This is a genomic window from Rhodococcus sp. KBS0724 (genome assembly GCF_005938745.2).
GTDB lineage: Bacteria > Actinomycetota > Actinomycetes > Mycobacteriales > Mycobacteriaceae > Rhodococcus_F.
Genome location: NZ_VCBX02000001.1, coordinates 5,702,017 through 5,722,478, shown reverse-complemented (window position 1 = coordinate 5,722,478; position 20,462 = coordinate 5,702,017). Strand labels below are relative to the sequence as shown.

The 20,462-nt window shown below is 61.3% G+C and carries 21 protein-coding genes; 16 read left to right on the top strand and 5 right to left on the bottom strand.

Translation table 11 applies throughout. From position 1 onward, the window contains the following. Positions 1 to 89: 89 nt before the first annotated feature. A complete protein-coding gene (locus FFI94_RS26240; protein WP_045064872.1) occupies positions 90 to 812 on the bottom strand; it encodes an IclR family transcriptional regulator in 723 nt (240 codons plus the stop codon). A gap of 142 nt (positions 813 to 954) precedes the next feature. Between FFI94_RS26240 and FFI94_RS26235 the strand changes: the two genes are divergently transcribed. The 5 genes from FFI94_RS26235 (at position 955) to FFI94_RS26215 (ending at position 5,888) form a co-directional block, all read left to right on the top strand. Then, positions 955 to 1,395, top strand: coding sequence for a nuclear transport factor 2 family protein (locus FFI94_RS26235; protein WP_138870383.1), 441 nt, complete (start codon positions 955 to 957; stop codon positions 1,393 to 1,395). Between the two features lie 54 nt (positions 1,396 to 1,449). After that, positions 1,450 to 2,286: an SDR family NAD(P)-dependent oxidoreductase gene (locus FFI94_RS26230; protein ID WP_138870382.1), complete on the top strand. Its 837-nt coding sequence runs from the start codon at positions 1,450 to 1,452 to the stop codon at positions 2,284 to 2,286. Then, positions 2,279 to 3,061 carry an SDR family NAD(P)-dependent oxidoreductase gene (locus FFI94_RS26225; RefSeq protein WP_138870381.1) on the top strand — a complete coding sequence of 261 codons (783 nt, stop codon included), beginning with the start codon at positions 2,279 to 2,281 and terminating at the stop codon, positions 3,059 to 3,061. Before FFI94_RS26230 ends, FFI94_RS26225 begins: the two co-directional genes overlap by 8 nt. Next, positions 3,058 to 4,515: an FAD-dependent oxidoreductase gene (locus tag FFI94_RS26220; RefSeq protein WP_138870380.1), complete on the top strand. Its 1,458-nt coding sequence runs from the start codon at positions 3,058 to 3,060 to the stop codon at positions 4,513 to 4,515. Before FFI94_RS26225 ends, FFI94_RS26220 begins: the two co-directional genes overlap by 4 nt. A 62-nt stretch (positions 4,516 to 4,577) precedes the next feature. Next, on the top strand, positions 4,578 to 5,888 hold the full coding sequence (locus FFI94_RS26215) for an MFS transporter (RefSeq protein WP_260684337.1): 1,311 nt from the start codon (positions 4,578 to 4,580) through the stop codon (positions 5,886 to 5,888). Positions 5,889 to 5,942: 54 nt separating this feature from the next. Here FFI94_RS26215 and FFI94_RS26210 read toward each other — a convergent pair whose 3' ends face one another. The 3 genes from FFI94_RS26210 to FFI94_RS26200 are packed head-to-tail and all read right to left on the bottom strand — an operon-like array spanning position 5,943 to position 9,401. After that, positions 5,943 to 7,310, bottom strand: a complete 1,368-nt coding sequence (locus FFI94_RS26210) for an aldehyde dehydrogenase family protein (protein WP_138870378.1) — start codon at positions 7,308 to 7,310, stop codon at positions 5,943 to 5,945. A gap of 14 nt (positions 7,311 to 7,324) precedes the next feature. Beyond that, positions 7,325 to 8,140: an SDR family oxidoreductase gene (locus FFI94_RS26205; protein ID WP_185993324.1), complete on the bottom strand. Its 816-nt coding sequence runs from the start codon at positions 8,138 to 8,140 to the stop codon at positions 7,325 to 7,327. 28 nt (positions 8,141 to 8,168) lie between these two features. Then, entirely contained in the window at positions 8,169 to 9,401 is a 1,233-nt protein-coding gene (locus FFI94_RS26200; protein WP_138870376.1) for a cytochrome P450, read from the bottom strand. A 258-nt stretch (positions 9,402 to 9,659) separates the two neighbouring features. Here FFI94_RS26200 and FFI94_RS26195 point away from each other — a divergent pair, with 258 nt between their 5' ends. After that, positions 9,660 to 10,286 (top strand): TetR/AcrR family transcriptional regulator, encoded by a 627-nt coding sequence (locus FFI94_RS26195; RefSeq protein ID WP_138870375.1) that lies wholly within the window; start codon positions 9,660 to 9,662, stop codon positions 10,284 to 10,286. Positions 10,287 to 10,338: 52 nt separating this feature from the next. Beyond that, positions 10,339 to 11,160 carry a carboxymuconolactone decarboxylase family protein gene (locus FFI94_RS26190; protein ID WP_260684336.1) on the top strand — a complete coding sequence of 274 codons (822 nt, stop codon included), beginning with the start codon at positions 10,339 to 10,341 and terminating at the stop codon, positions 11,158 to 11,160. Between the two features lie 14 nt (positions 11,161 to 11,174). Here FFI94_RS26190 and FFI94_RS26185 read toward each other — a convergent pair whose 3' ends face one another. Beyond that, a complete protein-coding gene (locus FFI94_RS26185) occupies positions 11,175 to 11,732 on the bottom strand; it encodes a TetR/AcrR family transcriptional regulator (protein ID WP_138870373.1) in 558 nt (185 codons plus the stop codon). Positions 11,733 to 11,785: 53 nt separating this feature from the next. On the opposite strand from FFI94_RS26185, the gene FFI94_RS26180 reads away from it, so the two are divergent. The 9 genes from FFI94_RS26180 to FFI94_RS26140 all read left to right on the top strand — a co-directional run bounded on the left by FFI94_RS26180 (position 11,786) and on the right by FFI94_RS26140 (position 20,417). Beyond that, positions 11,786 to 12,754, top strand: a complete 969-nt coding sequence (locus FFI94_RS26180; RefSeq protein WP_138870372.1) for a DMT family transporter — start codon at positions 11,786 to 11,788, stop codon at positions 12,752 to 12,754. After that, positions 12,751 to 14,343, top strand: a complete 1,593-nt coding sequence (locus tag FFI94_RS26175; protein ID WP_138870371.1) for an amidohydrolase — start codon at positions 12,751 to 12,753, stop codon at positions 14,341 to 14,343. Before FFI94_RS26180 ends, FFI94_RS26175 begins: the two co-directional genes overlap by 4 nt. Before the next feature lie 860 nt (positions 14,344 to 15,203). Further along, a complete protein-coding gene (locus FFI94_RS26170; protein WP_138870369.1) occupies positions 15,204 to 16,130 on the top strand; it encodes an Ig-like domain-containing protein in 927 nt (308 codons plus the stop codon). A gap of 223 nt (positions 16,131 to 16,353) precedes the next feature. Beyond that, a complete protein-coding gene (locus FFI94_RS26165; RefSeq protein ID WP_092803711.1) occupies positions 16,354 to 16,878 on the top strand; it encodes an alternate-type signal peptide domain-containing protein in 525 nt (174 codons plus the stop codon). A 26-nt stretch (positions 16,879 to 16,904) separates the two neighbouring features. Beyond that, positions 16,905 to 17,444 carry a hypothetical protein gene (locus FFI94_RS26160; RefSeq protein ID WP_092803708.1) on the top strand — a complete coding sequence of 180 codons (540 nt, stop codon included), beginning with the start codon at positions 16,905 to 16,907 and terminating at the stop codon, positions 17,442 to 17,444. Next, positions 17,444 to 18,187, top strand: coding sequence for a signal peptidase I (locus tag FFI94_RS26155; protein WP_092803705.1), 744 nt, complete (start codon positions 17,444 to 17,446; stop codon positions 18,185 to 18,187). Before FFI94_RS26160 ends, FFI94_RS26155 begins: the two co-directional genes overlap by 1 nt. Next, positions 18,180 to 18,785, top strand: coding sequence for a SipW-dependent-type signal peptide-containing protein (locus FFI94_RS26150; protein ID WP_092803702.1), 606 nt, complete (start codon positions 18,180 to 18,182; stop codon positions 18,783 to 18,785). Before FFI94_RS26155 ends, FFI94_RS26150 begins: the two co-directional genes overlap by 8 nt. Positions 18,786 to 18,793: 8 nt before the next feature. Then, positions 18,794 to 19,381 carry a signal peptidase I gene (locus FFI94_RS26145; protein WP_138870368.1) on the top strand — a complete coding sequence of 196 codons (588 nt, stop codon included), beginning with the start codon at positions 18,794 to 18,796 and terminating at the stop codon, positions 19,379 to 19,381. Beyond that, a complete protein-coding gene (locus FFI94_RS26140) occupies positions 19,374 to 20,417 on the top strand; it encodes a hypothetical protein (RefSeq protein ID WP_138870367.1) in 1,044 nt (347 codons plus the stop codon). The genes FFI94_RS26145 and FFI94_RS26140 overlap by 8 nt, the downstream gene beginning before the upstream one ends. Positions 20,418 to 20,462: the final 45 nt, after the last annotated feature.

Below are 20,462 nucleotides of genomic sequence, written 5' to 3'. Positions count from 1 at the left end.
GCACTCAGGTAGTTGATTGTTCAACTATCTCATGTGGAGTCAACAATGTCGAGCCTGCGATATTCCCGAGGCTCGACATTGGAGGGCGATCAGCGCAACAAGCTTCCCAGTTTTTGTGCGGCCGCGATAACTTCCGCACCCAGTGCGTCCTGGTCGTCGGCGTGGAAAGCGGAGATTCCGATACTGGTGATGGCGTCGCCGCGGCGTCCGGGAACTGCCGCCGAGATGCCGTGGACCGAAGGGGTGATTTCGCCGATCGTCGACGCGTAACCGCGGGCGCGAGCAATGCGCACTTCGTCTCGTTCACCGTCGACGGGCGGGAGCGAGGCAAGCATGGACAGGCCGGCGGAGCCGCGGTCGATCGGATCGACCTGGCCGGGACGGAAGGCGACGTGCATGCGGGCACTGCGCGGTTCGACGACCATCAGTGCGCGAACTTCCGTCTCGCTCTCGCGGACTACGAGGTGGGCGGTGGCCTCGGTGGCGTCGGCAAGTTCTTCGAGGATCGGGCGGGCGAGGGTTCGTAGATCCTGCTCGACCGGTTCGGCGAGGGTGACCAGTCCGGCGCCGAGTGTGACGCGCTTGAAAGTGTCCTTGCGGCACAAGTGATGTGCCTCGAGGGTTCGGATGAGTCGGTGCGCGACAGTCCGGTGAACGCCGATGCCGTCGGCGATGTCGGTGACTGACAATCCGTGCGGATACGAGGTGAGGAGCTCCAGAATTTCGAGTCCGTGATGGAGAGTTTTCGACATGCCGGAGTCCACCTGAACTGGGCTTATTCGTGGTCGATGGTCATCGCTGAGTTCGCGCATCGAGTTCGCTCCTTGACGTTTGTGAGGTGGGCCACCTACGCTTTGTTCATATCGCACGGCCTGTGCGATTATCGCACACATTGAATAAGTGGGCAACCCCCTTGGGGGAGTCCAACGCAGTGTTTCCGGAGAGAACATCCTCATGACTGACTACCGCGGAGTGGCAACCGACGATGTTGTCGCAATCCACCAGCTGTACGCATTGCAGAGTCACTTCATCGACTCTGGGCGGCAACGGGATTGGGCGGCAACATTTACAGTTGACGGTGAGTTCCACTCGCCCAGCTATCCGGAACCCGTAGTCGGTTTTTCGGATCTCGAAGCTTTTGCCGGCCGCTTCTACTCGGGAGCCGATGCGGCTGACGAGGTGCACCGACACGTGATCACCAACCTGTTGGTGGAACCGGCAGCCGAAGCCGAGTTGACGGTGTGCGGCTACCTGCAGATTGTCGCCACCACACGCGGTGGCGACACGCGATTGGTTCGGATGACAACGATCACCGATCGAGTGATCCGGGTCGGCGATGAGTGGAAGATTGCCCGCCGCAGTGTGTTCCGCGATGACGCGCCACGCAATCCCTGACCGCATTCAGCAAGTCTTTGTGTACGACAAAATTTCAGTAGGAGATCAAACATCATGACCGTTAGCGCTGATCAGACGAACCCGGGCCGCACCGTTGCCACACAAATGTTGGCGGTGTACCCCGAGTTGGCAGGCAAGGTTGCCGTAGTGACCGGCGCTGCCCAAGGAATGGGTGCGACGTTCGCCGAAGGTCTGGCGTCACGCGGAGTCAACGTGGTCGGGGCAGACATCAATGAAGAGCAGATGCTGGCAACGGCCGAGACCATCAACGCTGCGCTGAGTGCAAACTCCCTGGCGGACAAGCCTGGCCGTGTGGTCGGCGCCCGTGTTGACGTCACCAAGCCCGAGGATCATGAAACGCTGGCCAAGCTGGCACTCGCGGAGTTCGGACAGGTCGACTTCTGGATCAACAACGCCGGTATCTTCCCGTTTGCACTGGCTGAAGAGATCACGCCCGAGCAAATCGGTGCGACCTTGAGCGTCAACGTCGAAGGTGTTCTGTACGGAGCTCAGGCGGCTGCGCGCCACATGCAGCCCGGTGGTGCCATCGTGAACATGTCTTCGGTGTCCGCTCTGCGCGTCCGCAAGGGACGCGGTGCGTACTGCACGTCGAAGGCAGCCGTCGCACACCTTACCGAGTCGCTCGCAGTTGAGTTCGGCGACAAGGGACTTCGTGTCAACTCCATCGCACCCGGATATATCGACACCGCCATGACCAAGTGGGTCCAGGAAGATCCGGCCGCACTTGCCAAGGCTCTCGACGCTGTCCCGCTGCACCGTTTGGGTTCCCCGGAAGAGGTCTTCGGCCCGGTGTTGTTCCTGCTCTCGGACAGCGCACGTTACGTGACCGGCCACAGCATTGCGGTCGACGGCGGTTCGCGGCATGTCTGAGACCACGAATTATCCAGGCGTAGTACTTGTTACGGGTGGCGCGGGAGGTATGGGAGCGCACCACGCTCGTACGCTTGCCGCGCGTGGTTCCCACGTCTGCATTGCGGACGTCGCGGATTCCTCGGCTCTGGTCGAGGAGATCATCGCCGACGGAGGTTCGGCGTCCGCGCATTCGCTCGATGTCACCGACCCCGCAGCGTGGGCCCGGGTTGTCGACGAAATCCGCTCCGCCCATGGTGAACTGGGCGGACTGATCAACAACGCCGGTATCTCGCGGCGTCTCGAATTCATGGACACTCCCGATGACATCTGGGAACTGACCATGAAGATCAACCTCTTCGGGCCGTTCTACGGCATGAAGGCGGTAGCTCCGTTGATGCAGGAGAGCGGAGGTGGATCCATCGTCAACATCTCGTCCATCGCGGGACAGATCGGATACTTCTCACCCGCGTACTCGTCGAGCAAATGGGGCCTGACCGGGCTGTCGAAATCAGCGGCAGGCAACTTTGCGCAGTGGGGAATTCGCGTCAACTCGGTGCACCCGGGTTTGGTCGGTACGGCACTGCTCGGTGGTGCTGACAGCTTTGTTGCTGCGTCACTCAAGTCAGTGCCCTTCGGGCGCATAGCAACTCTGGACGAGATCACCGAGGCCGTCCTGTTCCTGTTGTCCGACAAGTCGACCTACACGAGCGGAACCGAGATCACCGTGGACGGCGGGCTGGTCTCGAACGGCTTGTACCACCGCATCATCGCGGAGACTGGAGAACTTTCATGAGTGATCACTGGGATGTCGTTGTCATCGGTGGCGGCGGAGCGGGACTCGCAGCTGCGGTATCAGCCGCTGAAGAAGGCGCCTCCGTGTTGCTGTTCGAATCCGAGACCGAACTCGGTGGCTCCACAGCACTGTCCGCCGGTATCTTCACCGCAGCCGGTACGAGTGTGCAGTCGGGACTGGGCATCGACGACACCGCGGAGAAGTTCTTCCAGCACTACATGGATCTCAACCAGTGGGTGCTTGCACCCGGATTGATTCGTGCGTTCTGCGAAAATGCCGCACCCACGCTCGAGTGGCTTATCGGCCTCGGCGTCGAGATCCCAGCCGCGATCTCGGGTAACGCACACCAGCCAGGTCTGGCGCAGGCCGGAGTCGAAGATGTCTGGCGTGGCCACGTCCCGAAAGACCAGGGATACGGTCTGATTCAGGTACTCGACAAGGCTCGGCGTAAGCACGGCATCGAAGTGATCTTCGGGACGCGGGTGCAAAAGCTGATCGAGGAAGACGGTCGGGTTGTCGGCGTAGTGGCGGACGATATCGAGGTTCCGGCCGGTGCTGTCGTCGTAGCTTCCGGTGGCTTCGCTCAGGATCCGACGCTTGTCGATCGCTATTTCCCCGACGCCAACCACGCCGGAGAATCGTTGTTCGTCGTTGCTGCCGACGGTAGTCGTGGTGACCACCTGCGGTTTGCCAAGGACTTGGGCGCTTCGGTTGCCGGTGACGGCTGGGGTCTCATCATGCCAACGGTGTACTTCCAGCGGTTCCATCACTGGCAGTCCGGTTTCCCGCCGAAGTCCCGGGTCAACGTCAATCAGGACGGTCGGCGGTTTATGGACGAGGACAGCTCGTACGCGGTCTCGACGGGCATCATCGACCAGCAAGGCGGCTACGGCTGGATGGTCTTCGACGAGAACGCCCGAGTGACTCAGACTCCCGGTTATGCCGACTGGAACCCCGAGCGCGTCGCAGAAGAAGCTGAAGCCGGTCGTACGCTTCGAGCCGACACGATCGAGGAACTTGCCGAACTGATCGGCGTACCGGCGCCGACGCTGGTGGCAACGGTAGATCGTTGGAACGAGCAGTTGCCAAACGGATACGACGACGATTTTCTGCGTCATCGCACGTTGCGAAACAAGGGCGCGGTCGGCAATCCGGACCGGATCGGCACGGCACCGTTCTACGCGGCAAAGATTCTTCCCGCCGAACTGGTGTGCACCCACGCGGGCCTGGAAATCAACAGCAGTGCAGCAGTTCTCGGAAAAACCGGGGTCCCGATCGAGGGGCTCTACGCAGCCGGTGAGGCCGGTGCCGGCATCTTGGGATTGCGATATGTGGGCGGTGGCAACGCAGTTGCAAACGCTCTGACCATGGGTCGTATTGCGGGACGCAATGCGGCGAGTTTCACGAAGACCAGCGCCGCGGGCGTACCGGTCAATTCCATTGCGCACGCCTGACGTCTATCGTTTGCGCTGCACGACTTCAGTCAGTAGGGACCAACATGTCAGAGAATGAGACCATGGCGCGAGCCGGGGGCGTCGAAGAGAGCGCTCCAGCCGAAGGCCAGTCAACCGTCAAGGTAATTCGCGCGGCCGTCGTCGGTACCGTTGTCGAGTATTACGACTTCGGTATCTACGGATACATGGCAACCACCATTGCCGCGCTGTTCTTCGTTTCATCCGATCCGAATGCCGCGCTACTCGGTACCTTCGCGGCGTTTGCCGTGGCTTTCTTCCTCCGTGTGCCCGGCGGAATCTTCTTCGGCCATATCGGCGACCGCTATGGACGCAAGAATGCGCTGTCCTGGACCATCTTGCTGATGGTCATCGCAACCGCCGGAATGGGCCTGCTTCCGACCTACGCCACGTTGGGCATGTGGGCGACATCGATCCTGGTGTTGGCTCGTTGCCTTCAAGGCTTTGCGGCCGGCGGTGAGCTTGGCGGTGCAAACGCCTTTGTCTCCGAGTCCGCTCCGGCGCGTTGGCGCGCAACCCAGACGTCGATGGTCAACACCGGCACCTACCTGGGTTCTCTTGCGGCGTCGCTGATCGCTCTCGGCCTCACGTCAGTGTTCTCCGAAGAGCAGGTCCTCGAATGGGCATGGCGTCTGCCGTTCCTGCTCAGCCTGCTGATCGGTGGCATCGGTATCTGGATTCGTAGCCAGATGGAAGACACCCCGCAGTTCGAAGAGCTCAAGGAAAAGGGCGAGACCGAGTCGCTCCCGATCAAGGAACTGCTGCGCAGTTCAGGTGGCAGCGTAGTCAAGATCATCCTTCTCGGAGCGCTCATCACCGGTGGCTACTACATCGCTTCGGTGTACGCCGCGACGTACCTCCAGACTGCCGGCGGACATTCCAAGCAGGTGGCATTCCTGTCCACGTCGCTCGCCTTGGTGCTCGGCGTGATCACACTGCCCATCGCCGGCTACATGGCAGACAAGTACGGCCGTCGTCCGGTGTTGTTTGCCGGTAGCGCCGCGTCGGTCGTCCTGGGTGTCCCGATGTTCATGCTGATGGCCGGTTCGGGAACGTGGGCCGCAGTGGCCGGTCAGTCGATTCTGTTCGTCTGCGTCTCCGTAGTCAACGGTGCGTCGTACGTAACCTACGTCGAAATGCTCAAGGCATCAGTGCGTTACAGCGGTCTGGCTTTGGGTAACAACGTCACCAATATGCTTCTCGGTGGTACCGCGCCGTTCATCGCGACGTACCTGATCAGCGTGACGGACAACAATCTTGCGCCCGCCGGATACTTCGTGTTCTGCGCCCTGATCACATTTGTCACGGTGTTCTTCGTGAAGGAAACCAAGGGCGTCGCGTTGCAGATCGACTAAGCCCTGCTGTGCGCCTTTATCAACCGCCCGCGGTTGATAAAGGCGCATAGTGCGTTACAGCTTTACACTCACTACCCGCGTTTCCAGGAAATCGTGGACGCCGGCTTCGCCACCTTCCCGGCCGAAGCCGCTGCTCTTCACTCCGCCGAAGGGAAGTTCGACTTCAAGGGCGTTGTGGGTATTGACCCACACCTGACCGGCGTCGATCTGTTCGGCAACTTCGATTGCGGCGGATTGTTCGCCCCAGACAGATGCGCCGAGCCCGAACTCTTGGCTGTTCAAGAGGGAGACAACATCGTCGACGTCGGTGTAAGCCACGACGGGGAATGCCAAACCGAATTGCTCGAATTCGACGATGTCGCTGGTATCGTCGACTCCGCGCACCAGAGCGGGTTCCATGAAATAGCCGGGCAGAGTGGTTATTCGGTTTCCGCCCGTGATGTCTGCGCCGTCAGCTCGGGCCTTGTCGAGCAGACCCTGCACATACTCGAGCTGCGCAGAATTGTGCAACGGCCCGACCGTGGTTCCGGCTGCGGCCCCGTCGCCCACGACCATGGTCGACATGACGGCTTCGAACGTGGCGCAGAAGGCGTCGACCTTGTCTGCGGGAACGTACGCACGCTTGGGAGCGATGCACATCTGCCCGCTGTTGAAGAAGGCTGAATGCGCCAAAAACCCTGCAGCGTAGTTGATATCTGCACTGTCGAGCAGGATCGCGGGATCATTGCCGCCCAGTTCGAGAGTGACCGGGGTGATCGTATCGGCAGCCTGCTTCATGATCGCCTTGCCAACCCCCGTGGAACCGGTGAACGAGACCTTGCGCACGGCAGGATGTTCGATCAACGACTTGCCGGTATCCGAGCCGCCGTAGACGATGTCGAGCACGCCTTCGGGAAGAATGGTTTGCAGGATGCGGACCACTTCACCGACTACCAGCGACACCGATTCCGCAGGTTTGACCAGGACTGTATTGCCCGCAGCCAGTGCCGGCGCAATCTTGGCCATCATCAGGAAAATCGGGAAGTTCCACGGCACGATAGCGGCAACGACGCCCAGCGGGCGGTGCTGAATTCGCGCTTCGCGTATCGGCGAGGGCGGGGCCGGCGATTCGTCGGCCCAGTCGAGGCGGGCGAAGTGTGCGAGGCACCGGGCCGAGATCCAGACTTCACCGCTCGAATCGGTGAGCGACTTACCCTGCTCCGCAGTGAGGAGCGCGGAGATCGCCGGGGACTGCCGCATCAATTCGTAGGAACAGGCAGCGAGTAGACCCTGCCTGGTGCTTCTCGAGGTTCGCCAGGCCTGGAACGCGGATTGGGCGGCAACAGCTTTCGCATCGAGTTCGGCCGGCGTGGTGACAGCGGTGCGCCCTACCTCCTCGAGAGTCGCCGGATTGATCGAGATCAATTCATTGTCGGTACTCATAGTGGTTCTCCTGACTAGGCGCTGGCGGTCATCGCGGCCATGGCCGGCGCGATGTACGAACGGAAGATCATGGCGCTGAATCCGCCGTCGATCGGGATGTCAGCGCCGCTGATCCAGGCCGCGTCGGAGGACGCGAGGAAGATGATGGCGTCGGCGATCTCGCCTGGCCGGGCGTGGCGGCCTGCCCACGTTACGGCGCCGGAGATGGCCGCGTCGCCCATAGTGGCCGTGAAGTCCTTCAGGAGCGGTGTTCCGACGGTGCCGGGCGAAACGGAGTTGGAACGCAGTCCGATGTGCTTGCCGTCGACGGCCAGGTTGCCCGCATTGATGATGGCGGCTTCCTTGGAGAGGTTGTAGCAGACCTCGTCGATGCCGGGGAAGTCTGCGAGAGATTCGAGGGCGTCGTCCCAGTTATCGATGGCGAGAAAGGCATTGAGTCGGGCAAAGTTCTGCTGCCACAGGAAACCTGCCTGCGACGCGGTGGTGACCACTGCCGGATCAACGGCAAATTTGGGCAGGAGAAGGCGAGTGAGATCACGCGGAGCGAGCGCGTTGATCGACATGACGGTTCGCCACGGGAGTGTTGCCGCGACGCCGGCGTTGTTGATCAGCACGTCGACGGGGCCGTCGATCTGCGCGGCGATGTCCGCGACACCCGACTGAGTGGAGAGGTCGCCGACAATCATCTGGCTGATCGAGTTGTCGGTCGAGGCAACTCGATCGACACCGATGACGCTTGCGCCGAGAGCGGCCAGTTTGGTGACTGCCTCAGCCCCGATTCCGGACGAACATCCGGTGAGGACAACAGTTTTGCCGGTGAAACTGATCATGGGTGATGCTCCTGACATAGGGAGATGGTTACCAGGTGACGGGGAGCGAAAAGACTCCGTTGATGCCCGACCACGCCTTGAACTGCAGTTCCTCGGGCTCGACGGCTAGCTTCAGCGTCGGCACCCGGCGAGCGAGAGTTTCGAAGATGATCTGCAGTTCGAGACGAGCCAGCGCCTGGCCGATGCACTGGTGAACCCCGTAGCCGAAAGCGAAGTGATCACGGGCTTTTCGATGGATGTCGAGAGCATCTGCACCGGGGAAATGGGCGTCGTCGCGGTTGGCCGACAGGTTGAGCGGGATGATGGCCTCGCCGGCGGGAATGGTGACGCCGCCGATTTCGATGTCCTCGGTGGAGGACCGGAGGATGACCAGGTGGACGACGGTCAGGTAGCGCAGCAGTTCTTCGACGGCGTTGCGGACCAAGGCTGGGTTCTCTTGCATCTGCGCCCACTGCTCGGGGTGCTGCAGCAATGTGTACATGCCAAGTGCGGTCATGTTGGTGGTGGTGTCGTGCCCGGCGATGATGAGGAGGAATCCGGAGTTCTCGACGTCCATCATGGTGATGGTGCCGGCGCGTTCGGCGGCTACCAGCTGACCGATGATGTCGTCACCCGGATCATCAAGTGCCGCTCGTTCGTTCGCGATCTTGCGGATATACCCGCGTAGGTCGTTCATGGCTGCAATGGCGCGGCTCATGGCGTCGGGGTTGGTGAGATCGTTGGCCATCAGCGCTTCGTCGGCGGCTTTGTTGAAGAAAGCGCGATCCTCGGCGTGCACGCCCAGGATCCAGCTGAGAACCGTGCTCGGGATGGGGAGTGCAACGGATTTCACGAAATCGGTGTGGCCTTCGGGTGAAGCCAACATGGTGTCGATGGTGGTGTCGACGAGTTCCTGCAGCGCAGGACGGATCTTCTTCATCGCGGTGAGCGTGAAGTTCTTGGCAAGCAGGTTGCGGAAGATCTCGTGCTCGGCTCCGTCCATGCGCAGGAACAGGCGTTGGTCCTCAGGTTCGGGCGGCGCGCCGAATCGGGGATATCCGGGATTGCGGCTGTCGGCACTGACACGCGGGTCGGACAGGATGGAGCGCACGTCGTCGTAACGGGTGACGAGCCAGGCATATTCGCCGCCGAAGATCTCGACTCGCGTGATGGGGGCGTTCTCGCGTAGCCACTGGTACTCCGCCGGTGGGTCGATCGGAGGGCGGGGCCAGGGGAAGGGGGCACTGGGGTGTTCGGTGACGGCGGGGACGGTACTCGTCATGGTGGATCCTTGTCTCGGTGAGATTGGCGCCGGCGCTTGTGGGATGAAATCGCCAGGTGCACTGCAGAATTGCAGGAAGGCGACAGTGGATGAGGGAGAGGCAACAGCATGAGACGGGGGTGCGATAACACCGGTCCCAGTGAGTGGGACTTGGCCTTTTCGGCCGCTGAGCGCGCTGAATTCCGCACTATTGACACGTGTCAAAAATGTTCATACGATGTGGTTCGGCTCACAAACTGACGAATCTGAAGGTGGAATGTGGAATCGGCTGTGCGAGACGGTGTTGATTCCGGAAGGTCGGACAAAGGCGAGTTTCGACGCGAGTCGATCCTGCGAGCCTTGGAAAACCTCTTGGAGGCAACCACTCTCAACGAACTGAACGTCCGCGATATCTCCAAGGCTGCGGGCGTAACCCGTTCGGCCTTCTACTTCTATTTCGACAACAAGGCCGCGGCGGTCAGTGAACTCAGCAAGGTCGTGGACGAAGAGGTTGCGGCCGCATCGGCAATCTATTCGGGTGGGGCTGATGATCCTGCACGCCAGATCGGGCAGATGATGGGCGCGGTTCGTGACACCTGGATGCGCCACCCGCATTTGTTCCGGGCAATGCGTGACGCCAGATCGTCGGACCCCGGGGTGGATGACCTGTGGAATCGTGGGTTGGAAGGATTTGTCGAACCCGTTGCTGCAGTGATCGACTCGGAACGTGAATCGGGCCGGGCGCCGGTTGGTGCCGACAGTCGCATGCTGGCGCTTGTTCTGTTGGAGAGCATCGCCCGCATGGGTGATCGCTACTGGATTGGTGATCAGAAGCCTGCTGATGTGGCTGCGGCGACGCAGGCGCTGTGTGCAGTCTGGATGGGATCGATTTATGGACGCGTTTGACAACTCGACTGGTATCGATGCTGGAGAAGCACTTCGACGGTATGCGCCGGAAGTGTCAGAAGTGCTACGCCGCATGATCTTCAGCAGTACCGGGTCCTTGGATGCACTGGTGCGTTCAACCTGCGCCGAAACTCTGTCGCTGCCGGCCTTGCCGTTGCCGCCGATTACCCATTCCGCCCCGGAATCGGTAGCGCGCGAGTTTGCCGAGCAATTCAGTGTCGACGTGTCGAATGTCGACGGTGATTTGCGTGCGGCGTTGTTCAAGGAACTTGGTTCGCAGGCCAAGGAATTCGTGTTTTCGGTGTATGTCGCCGACTGGTTTCCGCGTCTGTTGCACGCATTGGACTTACTGTTCGGGCCGTGGACAAGCGAGGCGAAGCTGACAGCGGAGTGGCGCGAAACGGAACTGTCGGTGGACAGTGCGGAATTCTCGCGCAGCGTGGCGCGGCTGCGGGTGCTCGATCCGGTCACCACCGAACTGGTGCGTCTACGTCAAGCTCGCCAACACAATTGCCGATTGTGCAAATCGCTGAGAATGAGTTCTGCGCTGGAAGCCGGTGCGGACGAAGCCCTCTTCGACGAGGTCGACAACTACCAGGACAGTGCGCTGTCGGCTCGTCACAAGGCTGCACTGTCGCTTGCTGATGCGATGGTGTGGCAACCCGGCTACATCCCGGCCGACGTGATCGATGCAGTGCGCGAGCACTTCTCGCCGGCCGAGTCCGTGGAACTGGTGTTGGACATGACGAGGAATGCAAGCTCGAAAGTGGCTGTCGCGTTCGGTTCGGACGCCCCGCACGTGGATGAGGGCGTAGAAATTTACGAGGTGGACGAGGACGGGCAGGTTACATTCGGGTTGGGATTTCGCGTCTAGATCCGACACCCGTTCTACATTCGGCTGATTCCCGCGCAGAGAAGTTCGACCAATCTCCGATAGGCGCGGTCGGGATCGGTGCCGGCGGGGTGGCCTTCTTGAGATTCCAAGACGCAGAACCCGTGCAGTGCGCTTCGCAGCGACCAGGCTGCCTGCTCCGAGTCGTCGTCGCTCAGGCCGTATCCGGCGATGACTCGGTTGATGACGTCGACTACTTCGCCCACGGCCGCGACGAGGTCTGCGTGAGGGGCTGTGGGGTAGCGGTCGGTGATTGCGTACAGCCCGGGATGGATATGAACAAAACTGCGCCACGCGTCGGCGAGGGCAATGACGGCGTCATCACGCGAGAGGCCGACGGCGGCGTCGCGGAGGTGCTGGGCGAGTAGTTTTCGGGCGAGCAGGCTGAGCTGGTGCTGGACGTCGTCAACGCCGTCAACGTGCTTGTAGAGAGCTGATTGCCGCACATCCAGGGTGTCGGCGAGTTGACTGAGTACCAGCGCGTCCGGGCCTTTGCTGTCCACGAGTTCGGCTGCGGCGGAGATGACGCGTTCTCGGGTTACCGGGGTTCTCATGGCTCTATCTTCCCCTGTGGGCCAGCTCTCACTCCTAGTGATACATTATCACCATGAGTGATGATGTATCTTCGAGACCCGCTTCGGCGCGGACCGACGACGAACAACGCCGTCGAGATCTGCGAGTGGTTGTCTCTGGTGCATGCATTCTGGGCCTCACATCGATCCTGTACGACCTGTCCGGAGTGTCGCCCGCGACCGGCGCCTTCTTCCGGTGCGTTTACGCCTTGATTCCGCTCGGGATCCTCGTATGGGTGCAACGACGCCGCCAACCGGGAAAGACCTCGACGGGGCCGTGGATAGTCAAGGCCGTTCTCGCCGGAGTGTTCCTCGGCATCGACCTCGTTCTGTGGCATGAGGCCATTCATTCGATCGGCGCTGGTTTGTCGACGGTGCTCTTGAATCTGCAGGTGCTCTTTGTGGCCATCCTGGGCTACGTGGTTCTACGCCAGCGCATTACAAAGGAACTGGTGACGAGTCTGCCGCTACTTTTGGTCGGCGTGGCGTTGGTCGCCGGAATGAGTACGACGCTTACCGGAGCCAACCCCGCAGTGGGTGCGACCTTCGCGGTGATCGCTGCCGGCGCGTATGCCGTGTATATCTTCTTGATGGGATTGGCGACGCGAGCTGCGGGCCGGACTGCATTGCCGGTGCTCGTTTCCACGATCGCTACCGGACTTACATCCGGCGTGATCGGAATTGTCACCGGAACACTTGATCTCGCTCCCGCTCTACCCGCTCAGGGTTGGCTCATCCTGTTGGCCTTGGTATCTCAGGTGGTGGGGTGGCTGCTGGTGGCAAGTGCGAGTCAGCGGTTGCCGGCTGGTTCCGTTGCGGCGAGCCTGGTGCTGCAATCGGCGTCGGCGCTATTGTTCGGTGCTTTTCTACTTTCACAGATCCCCAGTGTCGTGCAGATTGTCGGTGCGGTGCTGATTCTTGCCGGAGTGGTTATCGCGACGCGGCAGCCCGCAGCAAAGAAGCCGACACCCGTTGTCGGTGAACGAATGGAGACACGAGTATGACCGCGACGGCCGACCGCATCTACATCAACGGCGACATCAGAACCATGGACGAATCCGGCACTGTTGCGCCGACTGCCATGGCAAGCAAGGACGGCAGATTCGTGGCCGTTGGATCCGACGCCGAGATCTCGGAACTGGCCGGCCCCAGCGTGGAGGTCGTGGATCTGGATGGAGCGGTGGTGGTTCCGGGCTTCATCGAAACCCACCTACATCCGATGATGTGGGGTTTGATGCTCGGTGACGTCGAGGCCACGACAGGTGCTTGCCCGACAATCGACGCGGTTGTTGCTGCATTGGCCGCGCGTGCCGAGACGACACCCCCGGGCGAGGCAATTCAGGCGTGGGGATTTGACGACAGTCTCGTCGCCGAGGATCGGGGATTGACGACGGCAGATCTCGACCGCGCGTCGACGCAGCACCCGATTCTGGTGCGTCACTTGTCTGCTCACGGAGTGTATGTCAACTCGGTTGCCCTGGAAAAGGCTGGGATCACTGCCGCAACTGTCGACCCCGAGGGTGGGGTGATTGTCCGCGATGCCGACGGCACCCCTACCGGTGAGCTGTGTGAGATTCCGGCAATGTCGTTGGTGCACAATCTAGCTCCGGCCATTGCCCCGGGCGCCTCCAGGCTGGCGTTACTGGGAGCACAAGACGTGATGGCGTCCGTCGGCGTGACAAGCTTCCACGACATGTACGTCACCTCGGAGATGTACGACGCTTACCGCGAGCTTGACGACGCGGGTGAACTGCGCTTGCGTGCGCGTCTGTACCTGGGTCATGGCGTCCACGATCAGTTGGGTGAACTTGCCGATTCGACCAGCCACGTCACTGTTGGCGGCGTGAAACTGGTTTCGGACGGTTCCATCCAGCTGCATACTGCCGCGCTGAGCGAGCCGTATCACGATTTGGGTGGATGTCATTGTGGCGGAATGGCAATCCCGTCGGGCGCGCTCGATGCTTTGGTGAGTGAGCATCACGGCGCAGGACGCCAGGTAGCGATTCACACCAACGGTGATCAGGCCATCGACCACGCACTCGACGCTATTGCCCGGGCAAAAGCTGCGCACCCTGACATCGACATTGCGCACCGGCTCGAGCACGTGCAAACGTTGCGCGAGGATCAAATTCAGCGCATGGTCGAAGTTGGTGTTGTTGCGTCTATTTTCGTCAATCACGTCTACTACTGGGGTGACCGTCACCGCGATCGTTTTCTCGGCCCGGACAGAGGAGAGCGAATAAGCCCGGTGGCGTCGGTGGTTGCGGCCGGTCTTCCCTACGGTTTGCATTGTGATTGCCCGGTCACTCCGGTGAATCCGCTCTTCACCATGAATACAGCGGTCCACAGGCTGACGCGGAAGGGGCACGTTCTTGGTGCGCAACAATGTGTGAGCACGCGTGATGCGTTGTCCGGCTACACAACTGCGGCCGCCCGCATTACCGGTGAGGGATCGGACAAGGGCCGAATTGCAGTAGGGCTGCTGGCGGATTTTGTTGTCCTCGACGGCGATCCGTTGGATGGTCCGGTTGACCTGTCGGAACTGAAGGTTCTTCGCACTGTAGTTGGCGGCGAAACGATCTTCGAAGCATAGTTTTTCTTTCCCGGTACCTCGGGTGTGGGCGTCGCCGCGCCCGAGGAGGGTTGCCAGGAAACGGGAAAATCACCGCTGCCACCACTATTCCGTCGGCTATGTTCACGGACTGCACGACGGCGGTGGAAGCCCTGACCGGTCCGAACACTGAGTCGATCACTCCGACAACAACACCGGGTGCAATCGCGACGACGAATATCACAGAAGCGCCGATCGCTCAGGGCGAACCGGAAACCTCGTCGAATTGTGACGCCGCAACGTTGATGGAGGCCGGTTATGGCCTCGCCGTTGCAGTTACCAACAGTGCCGGTAAGGAAATCTCGAGTCCCAAGCCCTGGAAGGGCTTCGCCGGATGTTTTGTTTCTCGGAGATGTCCCTGTTTCGAGCGCTTGCGGTGTGAGTTACCCGAGAGTCACTGTCGCCCGCATCGCGGCGTGTGTGATCATCGCAGTGCTGGTCGCTGATTCGCCGTAGGTGTCTCCCATAGAGCGAGTGGCCGCTTTGTTACGAATTCTTTCTCCGTAGATTAGTTTCTATGCGTAGCTAACTATTTTCAATTTTCCTGGTCAGGGAACTGGAAGTCGCTCCTGCCTGTCGTTTGAAAGTCTTCTGAACACTTGACCAGGAAAGCCGCCACAAAAACTGATACGTGTGATAAAAATTGATTCGACGCAACTGGTAGCTAGGTATGAGCGAGAACATGCATAGCTAACGGTTCGGCTCGCAAGCTTTCCGCAACACGATTGGCACGTAAGGCAGACGACTGTTCACAGTGCTCGGTTCCGAGCACACACGAACTGGAGTTGCCGTCTTTTCAAACCCACACGCCCGGTAACGGGACGGACGAAATGAGTCTTCACATGTCTCGATTTTTCCCGGTCGGGGACGGACGCAAATCCGGTCTTCCCTGGCGCACTGCACTGTTCACCGCGCTGCCGGCCGCACTCCTTCTCGCTGGCTCGGGTGCACTGCTCGCGCCCAGCATCGCCTCGGCCGCTCCGGGCGACGACATCACCGACTCGTGCCTCGAGATGTCCCAGGGCGGTGGTGCGTGGGTCGCGCCGGGGGCCTTTCTTCCCGTCGGTACCGACTACATCCCGGTTCCCGGAGATGAGGGCACAGTGTTGACCTTCGATGTCCGCAACATCTGCGACGTACCCGCGACCCTCACCCTCTTCAGTGAGGAGTGGTCGGTTACCCAAAATGGCAACGCGACGGTGCGGGGCGAGATCAGCAGCCAGAAGGGCCAGCAGTTTGTCATCGGTGCGGGTAAGGATGCCACGACCCGCCTCGAATTGGCGAAGAAGTCGGTCACGACGAACGTCGGCGTGAAGGTCGGTTTCATCCTGGGCCTCCCGGCTTCGGAGGTTGTGCAGGGCAACGAGATCAATGGCGGTTGGGGCCTCGTGCTTGTCGAGGACGAACTCGTAATTGCACCCGCTGCTCCCACCGGCCTGACTCTCGGCGCGGCCGAGGTCGAGACGGGTACGCCGGTCAAGGTTTCCGGTAAGGCCGAGCCCGGCAGCACCGTTGCCGTCACGGGCGGCGGCGCGACCTGCACAGCCACCGCAGACGCGAGTGGCAACTTCAGCTGCGACCTGACGATCACCGCGGTCGGCGATCACCCAATCACTGCTACCGCGACCAACGACGGCGGGACCAGCCCGGCCTCTACCTCGGTCACGGTGAAGGTGACGGCGGAAACCACGGATCCCGGCGGCAGCAGCAGCGGCAGCCTCGGCAGCAGCACCGGCTCGCTGGGCAGCCTGGACATCTTCGGCAGCTAGTCGCTCACGATTCACCGGACGTTCGACAGTACACCCCCGGCAGGGGCGAGAGCCCCTGCCCCACAAAAACTTCAGCTGATGCGCCCAGGCGTGTTGCACAGCTGACCCGGCTCGAGCGATCGGGTTGGACCACGAGGCACGGCCGATTGGTGGCCGGAACTCTCGATGTACCGCCAGTGCATTCCCGCACTGGCGTTGGTTGTTCAAGTAAAGGACACATCAGATGAAGAAGACCACCAAGGGTGCTGTCGCCGCTGGCGCTGCTGCACTGCTCCTCGCCGGCGGCGCGGGCACCATGGCTGCGTGGAACGCATCCACCACCGCTGGTCCCGCGCAGACCGTCACTGCAGGCTCGATGGCTGTTGAGCAGACCACTGCCGGTTCCTGGAAGTGGGTCGGCGGACTCAAGGACGGTCAGACCTTCGCCCCGGCAACCGATCTCATTGTGCCGGGCGACAAGGTCTCGTACACCGCCAACTACAAGATCGATCTCGTCGGAACGAACCTGAAGGCCAAGCTGACGCCCGCCGTCTCGGGCGTGACCGGCGCGCTGAAGGATGCGAATCTCCTCACCGTGACGCCGGCCAACGGCACGGTGACGGAGTACACGGCAGGTCTGAACCAGGCTGCCACCTTCACCACCGTCATCGAGTTCAAGCCCGGCACCACAAACCTTGACGGCAAGGGTCAGACCGCGAGCCTTTCCGGGGGCACGGTCACCCTCGAGCAGGTTCTTACCACCCCGTAGTTAATTCGTAACCAGAAGAAGGTCACGTGAAAACCCAGTACAAATGGGCGATCGCAGCGTCGTCGGTTCTGCTCATCGGGTTTGTCTCGGTGCAGCAGACCGGCGCGCTGTGGCGCGATAGCGCAGAATCGACCGGCGGCACCATCACAGCCGGTCTGCTCGACATCTCCGCTGGTACCAGCGGGGTCAAGCAGTTCAATCTCGCCGGGTTCAAGCTCGAGAACAAGGGCCCGGGCGACAGCATTCAGATGCCGCTACCGGTGATCAATTCCGGCAACGTGCAGATGAGCTATTTGCTGGACGATGTGACCCTCAACAGTGCGACCCCTCCACCGCTGACACTGCGGGTCGCTATGGTGACCAGCGAGGCTGCGTGCACGGCAACCGGCGATGTGGGCACCCAAATCTACGACGGCCCTATGGACGGGGCGGGGTTTGGCGCGCAGTTGGTTCCGGCCGGTCAGATGCAGGTGCTGTGCCTGCGGGCCACGCTGGGGTCGGGCGCGGCCGCCAGCCAGGCGAGCGACGCCACGTTCACCTTCGCTGCAAGTTCGGTTAGCCAGTAATGGCAATCACCGCGAGAAGTCCTCGCGCGGGTGATCGTGTCGACGGATCTCCTCGGCACGCAGCCCCCGCACCTGATGAGCATGAGCAATCCGACAATGATGCGGATGAGAAGACCACGATCTGGTGGTGGACTCGGACCGTCGTCTCGTGGCTGCTGCTGCTGGTGATGGTCGGACTTCTCGCGGTGATGGTCGTCATCCCTCGGCTTACGGGCTCGACCGCGTACACGGTGCTCACCGGGTCGATGGAACCGACGATGCCCCCGGGCACGCTCATCGTCGTCAAGCCGACTCCCAACGAGGATTTGGCGACCGGGGATGTGATCACGTTCCAGCCGGTATCCGGTGATCCCGCAGTGGTGACTCACCGCATCGAGGGCATCTACTACACCGGTGAAGGGGAGCGTCGCATCCATACTCGCGGCGACAACAACCCCATCGCCGACTCGTGGTCGCTTGTGCCGGAACAGATCCGGGGCCGAGTCATTTACTCGGTGCCGCAGCTGGGCCGGGTGAACACGGTGATCAACGGCCAATCGCGGTCGATCCTCGTCACGGGTACTGCTGTGGCTTTGGGCGGATACGCGGTGTGGATGGTGATCAGCGGGTTGCTCGACAAGCGCCGTGAGAACGGCGCGGACGGGGAACCGGTCGACGAACAGGGTTCCGATGCAGACGACTTGCAGGCTCATGCCATGCCGGTATCAACCACTGAAACGAAAATAGGACACGAGAATGTCTAACAACCAGCAATCGCGCACAAACGCGCGCTTCGGGTCGGGGATGCGCGGCCGTCTGGGCGAATCCGGCTGGAACCGCACCCGAGCCGTTCTCTCGCTCGGCATGGTCTTGGGTCTCGGCGCGGTCGGAACGATGGCGGCGTGGTCGGACAGTGCTACCGCGACCACCGGTATTTTCAGTACGTCGTCGATCCAGTTGAAGGTCGACAACCAGCGGCCCACCGCCGTCTTCACCCAGCTCACCAAGAGCAGCATGCTTCCTGGAAACTCGGTGGCTGGTGAGATCAAGGTCCAGAACACCGGCACGGTTGATTTCACATGGGCTGCGGTTGCATCCGGATCCGGAGCATCGAATCTGCTTGGCAAGCTGACGGTGAGTCTGCACAACACCGGCGCGAACAACGGCACGGTCTGCTCGGGAACATTGATCGGTACGGCGCAGAGCGTGGCTACCAGTCCGACCCTCGTTACCGGGAGAGCGCTGGCAACGGGAGCGACTGACACCGTGTGTATTCAAGTCAAGGTCGCTTCGGATGCCGGCATAAACGAGCGGTTCAAGATCGCCGACCTCGGTTTCAACTTCACTGCCGAAGGGCTGTGACCAGCGCGATGACGATCACCGATGAGTCGGCCTCGCGTGGCCGCAGCAGAGGCAAGGAGATCGCGCTCAACGTCGCCGCGATCGCCGGGCTGATCTGTATCATCGCCACTCTCGCTTCGCTGATGTTCGGCATCAAGCACCTGGTGTTCCGTTCGGGCTCGATGTCGCCGGAGATCTCCACCGGCGCACTGGCTTTCGCCAAGACTGTTCCCGCGACAGAGTTGGCAGTCGGTGATGTGGTCAGCGTTTACAACGATCAGGGCGTGCGGATCACCCACCGGGTGGACAACCTCGAGCTGACCGGAGGGGAAGAGGTGGTTGCCACGCTCAAAGGCGACGCCAATAACGCGCCTGACCGCCTGCCGTACACGATCATCGAAGCAGATCGCGTGTTCTTTCACATCGGCGGACTCGGCTACATCGTCGCCTGGCTGTCCAGCCCACTTGCCACTTTCCTCGGCGGCGGACTGGTAGGCGCAGTGCTTGTCATCGCATTCGGAAAATCCAAAGACCGACGCTTGGCTCCCTCCGGTGCCGGCACTACGAACGACGCCCCCGAAACCCGTGGGGAACTTCAGGAGGCTCACAATGTTTGATCTGCGACGTGCTCGCGGCGGCAAGCTGTCAGCGCGATCCTTGATCGCTGTCGCCGGCGTTGCCGCAGCAACCTTCGGATTGGCGCAGGCCACGGGAACAATGGCAAACCCCACGGACACCGTCAATGCGACCGCTCAGGTTGCGACGGGCAACTTCTATCCGACGCCGCCGGTGAAGGGTCTCTATTGCCATGTGAAATTCGTTAGTTCGCAAAACCAGGCCCACGTCGACTGGACCAAGCCTGATGGCCCGGGACCATTCGAATACAGGTGGGAGATTTACAGGAACAATAAGACAACCCTCGTTTCCGCTGGGGTGACTACGGACCCCTGGAAAGAGAACCGGGCAAACACGCTACCTGACAACGATTGGTATTACCTCAGGGTCAAGACAATCAGCGGTGGTGCTGAGTCTTCGGGATGGCAGGGCGTGGAGATCAAGAGGATTTCTGGTGTTCAGTCCAGTTGCGGTGGCGGAGTGCGCTGGGATCAAGCCAACCAGCCGTGGGAGAACACCACGGTCTGGGATCCGACAACGCCAGACCCCAACGGCACCGCCGCCCGCGGGATGGCGCCGCAGATGATGGAGGTGGATTCGGAACCGGACGTGAGCACGGAAGCGGGTGCCGCGGAAACCACCACCCCGGCTCCGACCACGACGACCGAGGCGCCGGACACGACTACGACCGAGGGTTCCACTAACTCGACAACTACTCCCGGCACGACTACTCCGGACGTGACTACCGCGCCGGAGACCACTCCGACCGCGAACCCGAAGCTCGTGCTGACGGACACCGTCGAAAGTGACGGCCTCACCGCGGGCTGGACCTTGGGCGGCAACAAGGTTGCAGTTGTCGACGCTGACGGCAAGGAGTTGGCCAGTGGCCGAGCCGAATCGGGCTCTTCCCTGCACTGGCTTGATGGCCAGCTGTGGATCGTCGGGGACACCGAGGTGTTCCGCATCATGGTGTCGCCGCAGGACGGCACGTGGAAGTTCTACAAGGACAGCGGGCAGAACCTGCCTGACTTCGGTTAACAGCTAACAGATAGACCTCTAGGCTGTGCCCCGAGCTTCGCTGTG

Excerpts from the sequence above, each read along its gene's own strand:
- FFI94_RS26200 (WP_138870376.1), bottom strand. The coding sequence starts at position 9,401 with ATGACGAGTACCGTCCCCGCCGTCACCGAACACCCCAGTGCCCCCTTC.
- FFI94_RS26240 (WP_045064872.1), bottom strand. The coding sequence starts at position 812 with ATGCGCGAACTCAGCGATGACCATCGACCACGAATAAGCCCAGTTCAG.
- FFI94_RS26145 (WP_138870368.1), top strand. The coding sequence starts at position 18,794 with ATGACGATCACCGATGAGTCGGCCTCGCGTGGCCGCAGCAGAGGCAAG.
- FFI94_RS26155 (WP_092803705.1), top strand. The coding sequence starts at position 17,444 with ATGGCAATCACCGCGAGAAGTCCTCGCGCGGGTGATCGTGTCGACGGA.
- FFI94_RS26230 (WP_138870382.1), top strand. The coding sequence starts at position 1,450 with ATGACCGTTAGCGCTGATCAGACGAACCCGGGCCGCACCGTTGCCACA.
- FFI94_RS26150 (WP_092803702.1), top strand. The coding sequence starts at position 18,180 with ATGTCTAACAACCAGCAATCGCGCACAAACGCGCGCTTCGGGTCGGGG.
- FFI94_RS26220 (WP_138870380.1), top strand. The coding sequence starts at position 3,058 with ATGAGTGATCACTGGGATGTCGTTGTCATCGGTGGCGGCGGAGCGGGA.
- FFI94_RS26185 (WP_138870373.1), bottom strand. The coding sequence starts at position 11,732 with ATGAGAACCCCGGTAACCCGAGAACGCGTCATCTCCGCCGCAGCCGAA.
- FFI94_RS26165 (WP_092803711.1), top strand. The coding sequence starts at position 16,354 with ATGAAGAAGACCACCAAGGGTGCTGTCGCCGCTGGCGCTGCTGCACTG.
- FFI94_RS26175 (WP_138870371.1), top strand. The coding sequence starts at position 12,751 with ATGACCGCGACGGCCGACCGCATCTACATCAACGGCGACATCAGAACC.
- FFI94_RS26205 (WP_185993324.1), bottom strand. The coding sequence starts at position 8,140 with ATGATCAGTTTCACCGGCAAAACTGTTGTCCTCACCGGATGTTCGTCC.
- FFI94_RS26180 (WP_138870372.1), top strand. The coding sequence starts at position 11,786 with ATGAGTGATGATGTATCTTCGAGACCCGCTTCGGCGCGGACCGACGAC.
- FFI94_RS26170 (WP_138870369.1), top strand. The coding sequence starts at position 15,204 with ATGTCTCGATTTTTCCCGGTCGGGGACGGACGCAAATCCGGTCTTCCC.
- FFI94_RS26235 (WP_138870383.1), top strand. The coding sequence starts at position 955 with ATGACTGACTACCGCGGAGTGGCAACCGACGATGTTGTCGCAATCCAC.
- FFI94_RS26225 (WP_138870381.1), top strand. The coding sequence starts at position 2,279 with ATGTCTGAGACCACGAATTATCCAGGCGTAGTACTTGTTACGGGTGGC.
- FFI94_RS26140 (WP_138870367.1), top strand. The coding sequence starts at position 19,374 with ATGTTTGATCTGCGACGTGCTCGCGGCGGCAAGCTGTCAGCGCGATCC.
- FFI94_RS26210 (WP_138870378.1), bottom strand. The coding sequence starts at position 7,310 with ATGAGTACCGACAATGAATTGATCTCGATCAATCCGGCGACTCTCGAG.
- FFI94_RS26215 (WP_260684337.1), top strand. The coding sequence starts at position 4,578 with ATGGCGCGAGCCGGGGGCGTCGAAGAGAGCGCTCCAGCCGAAGGCCAG.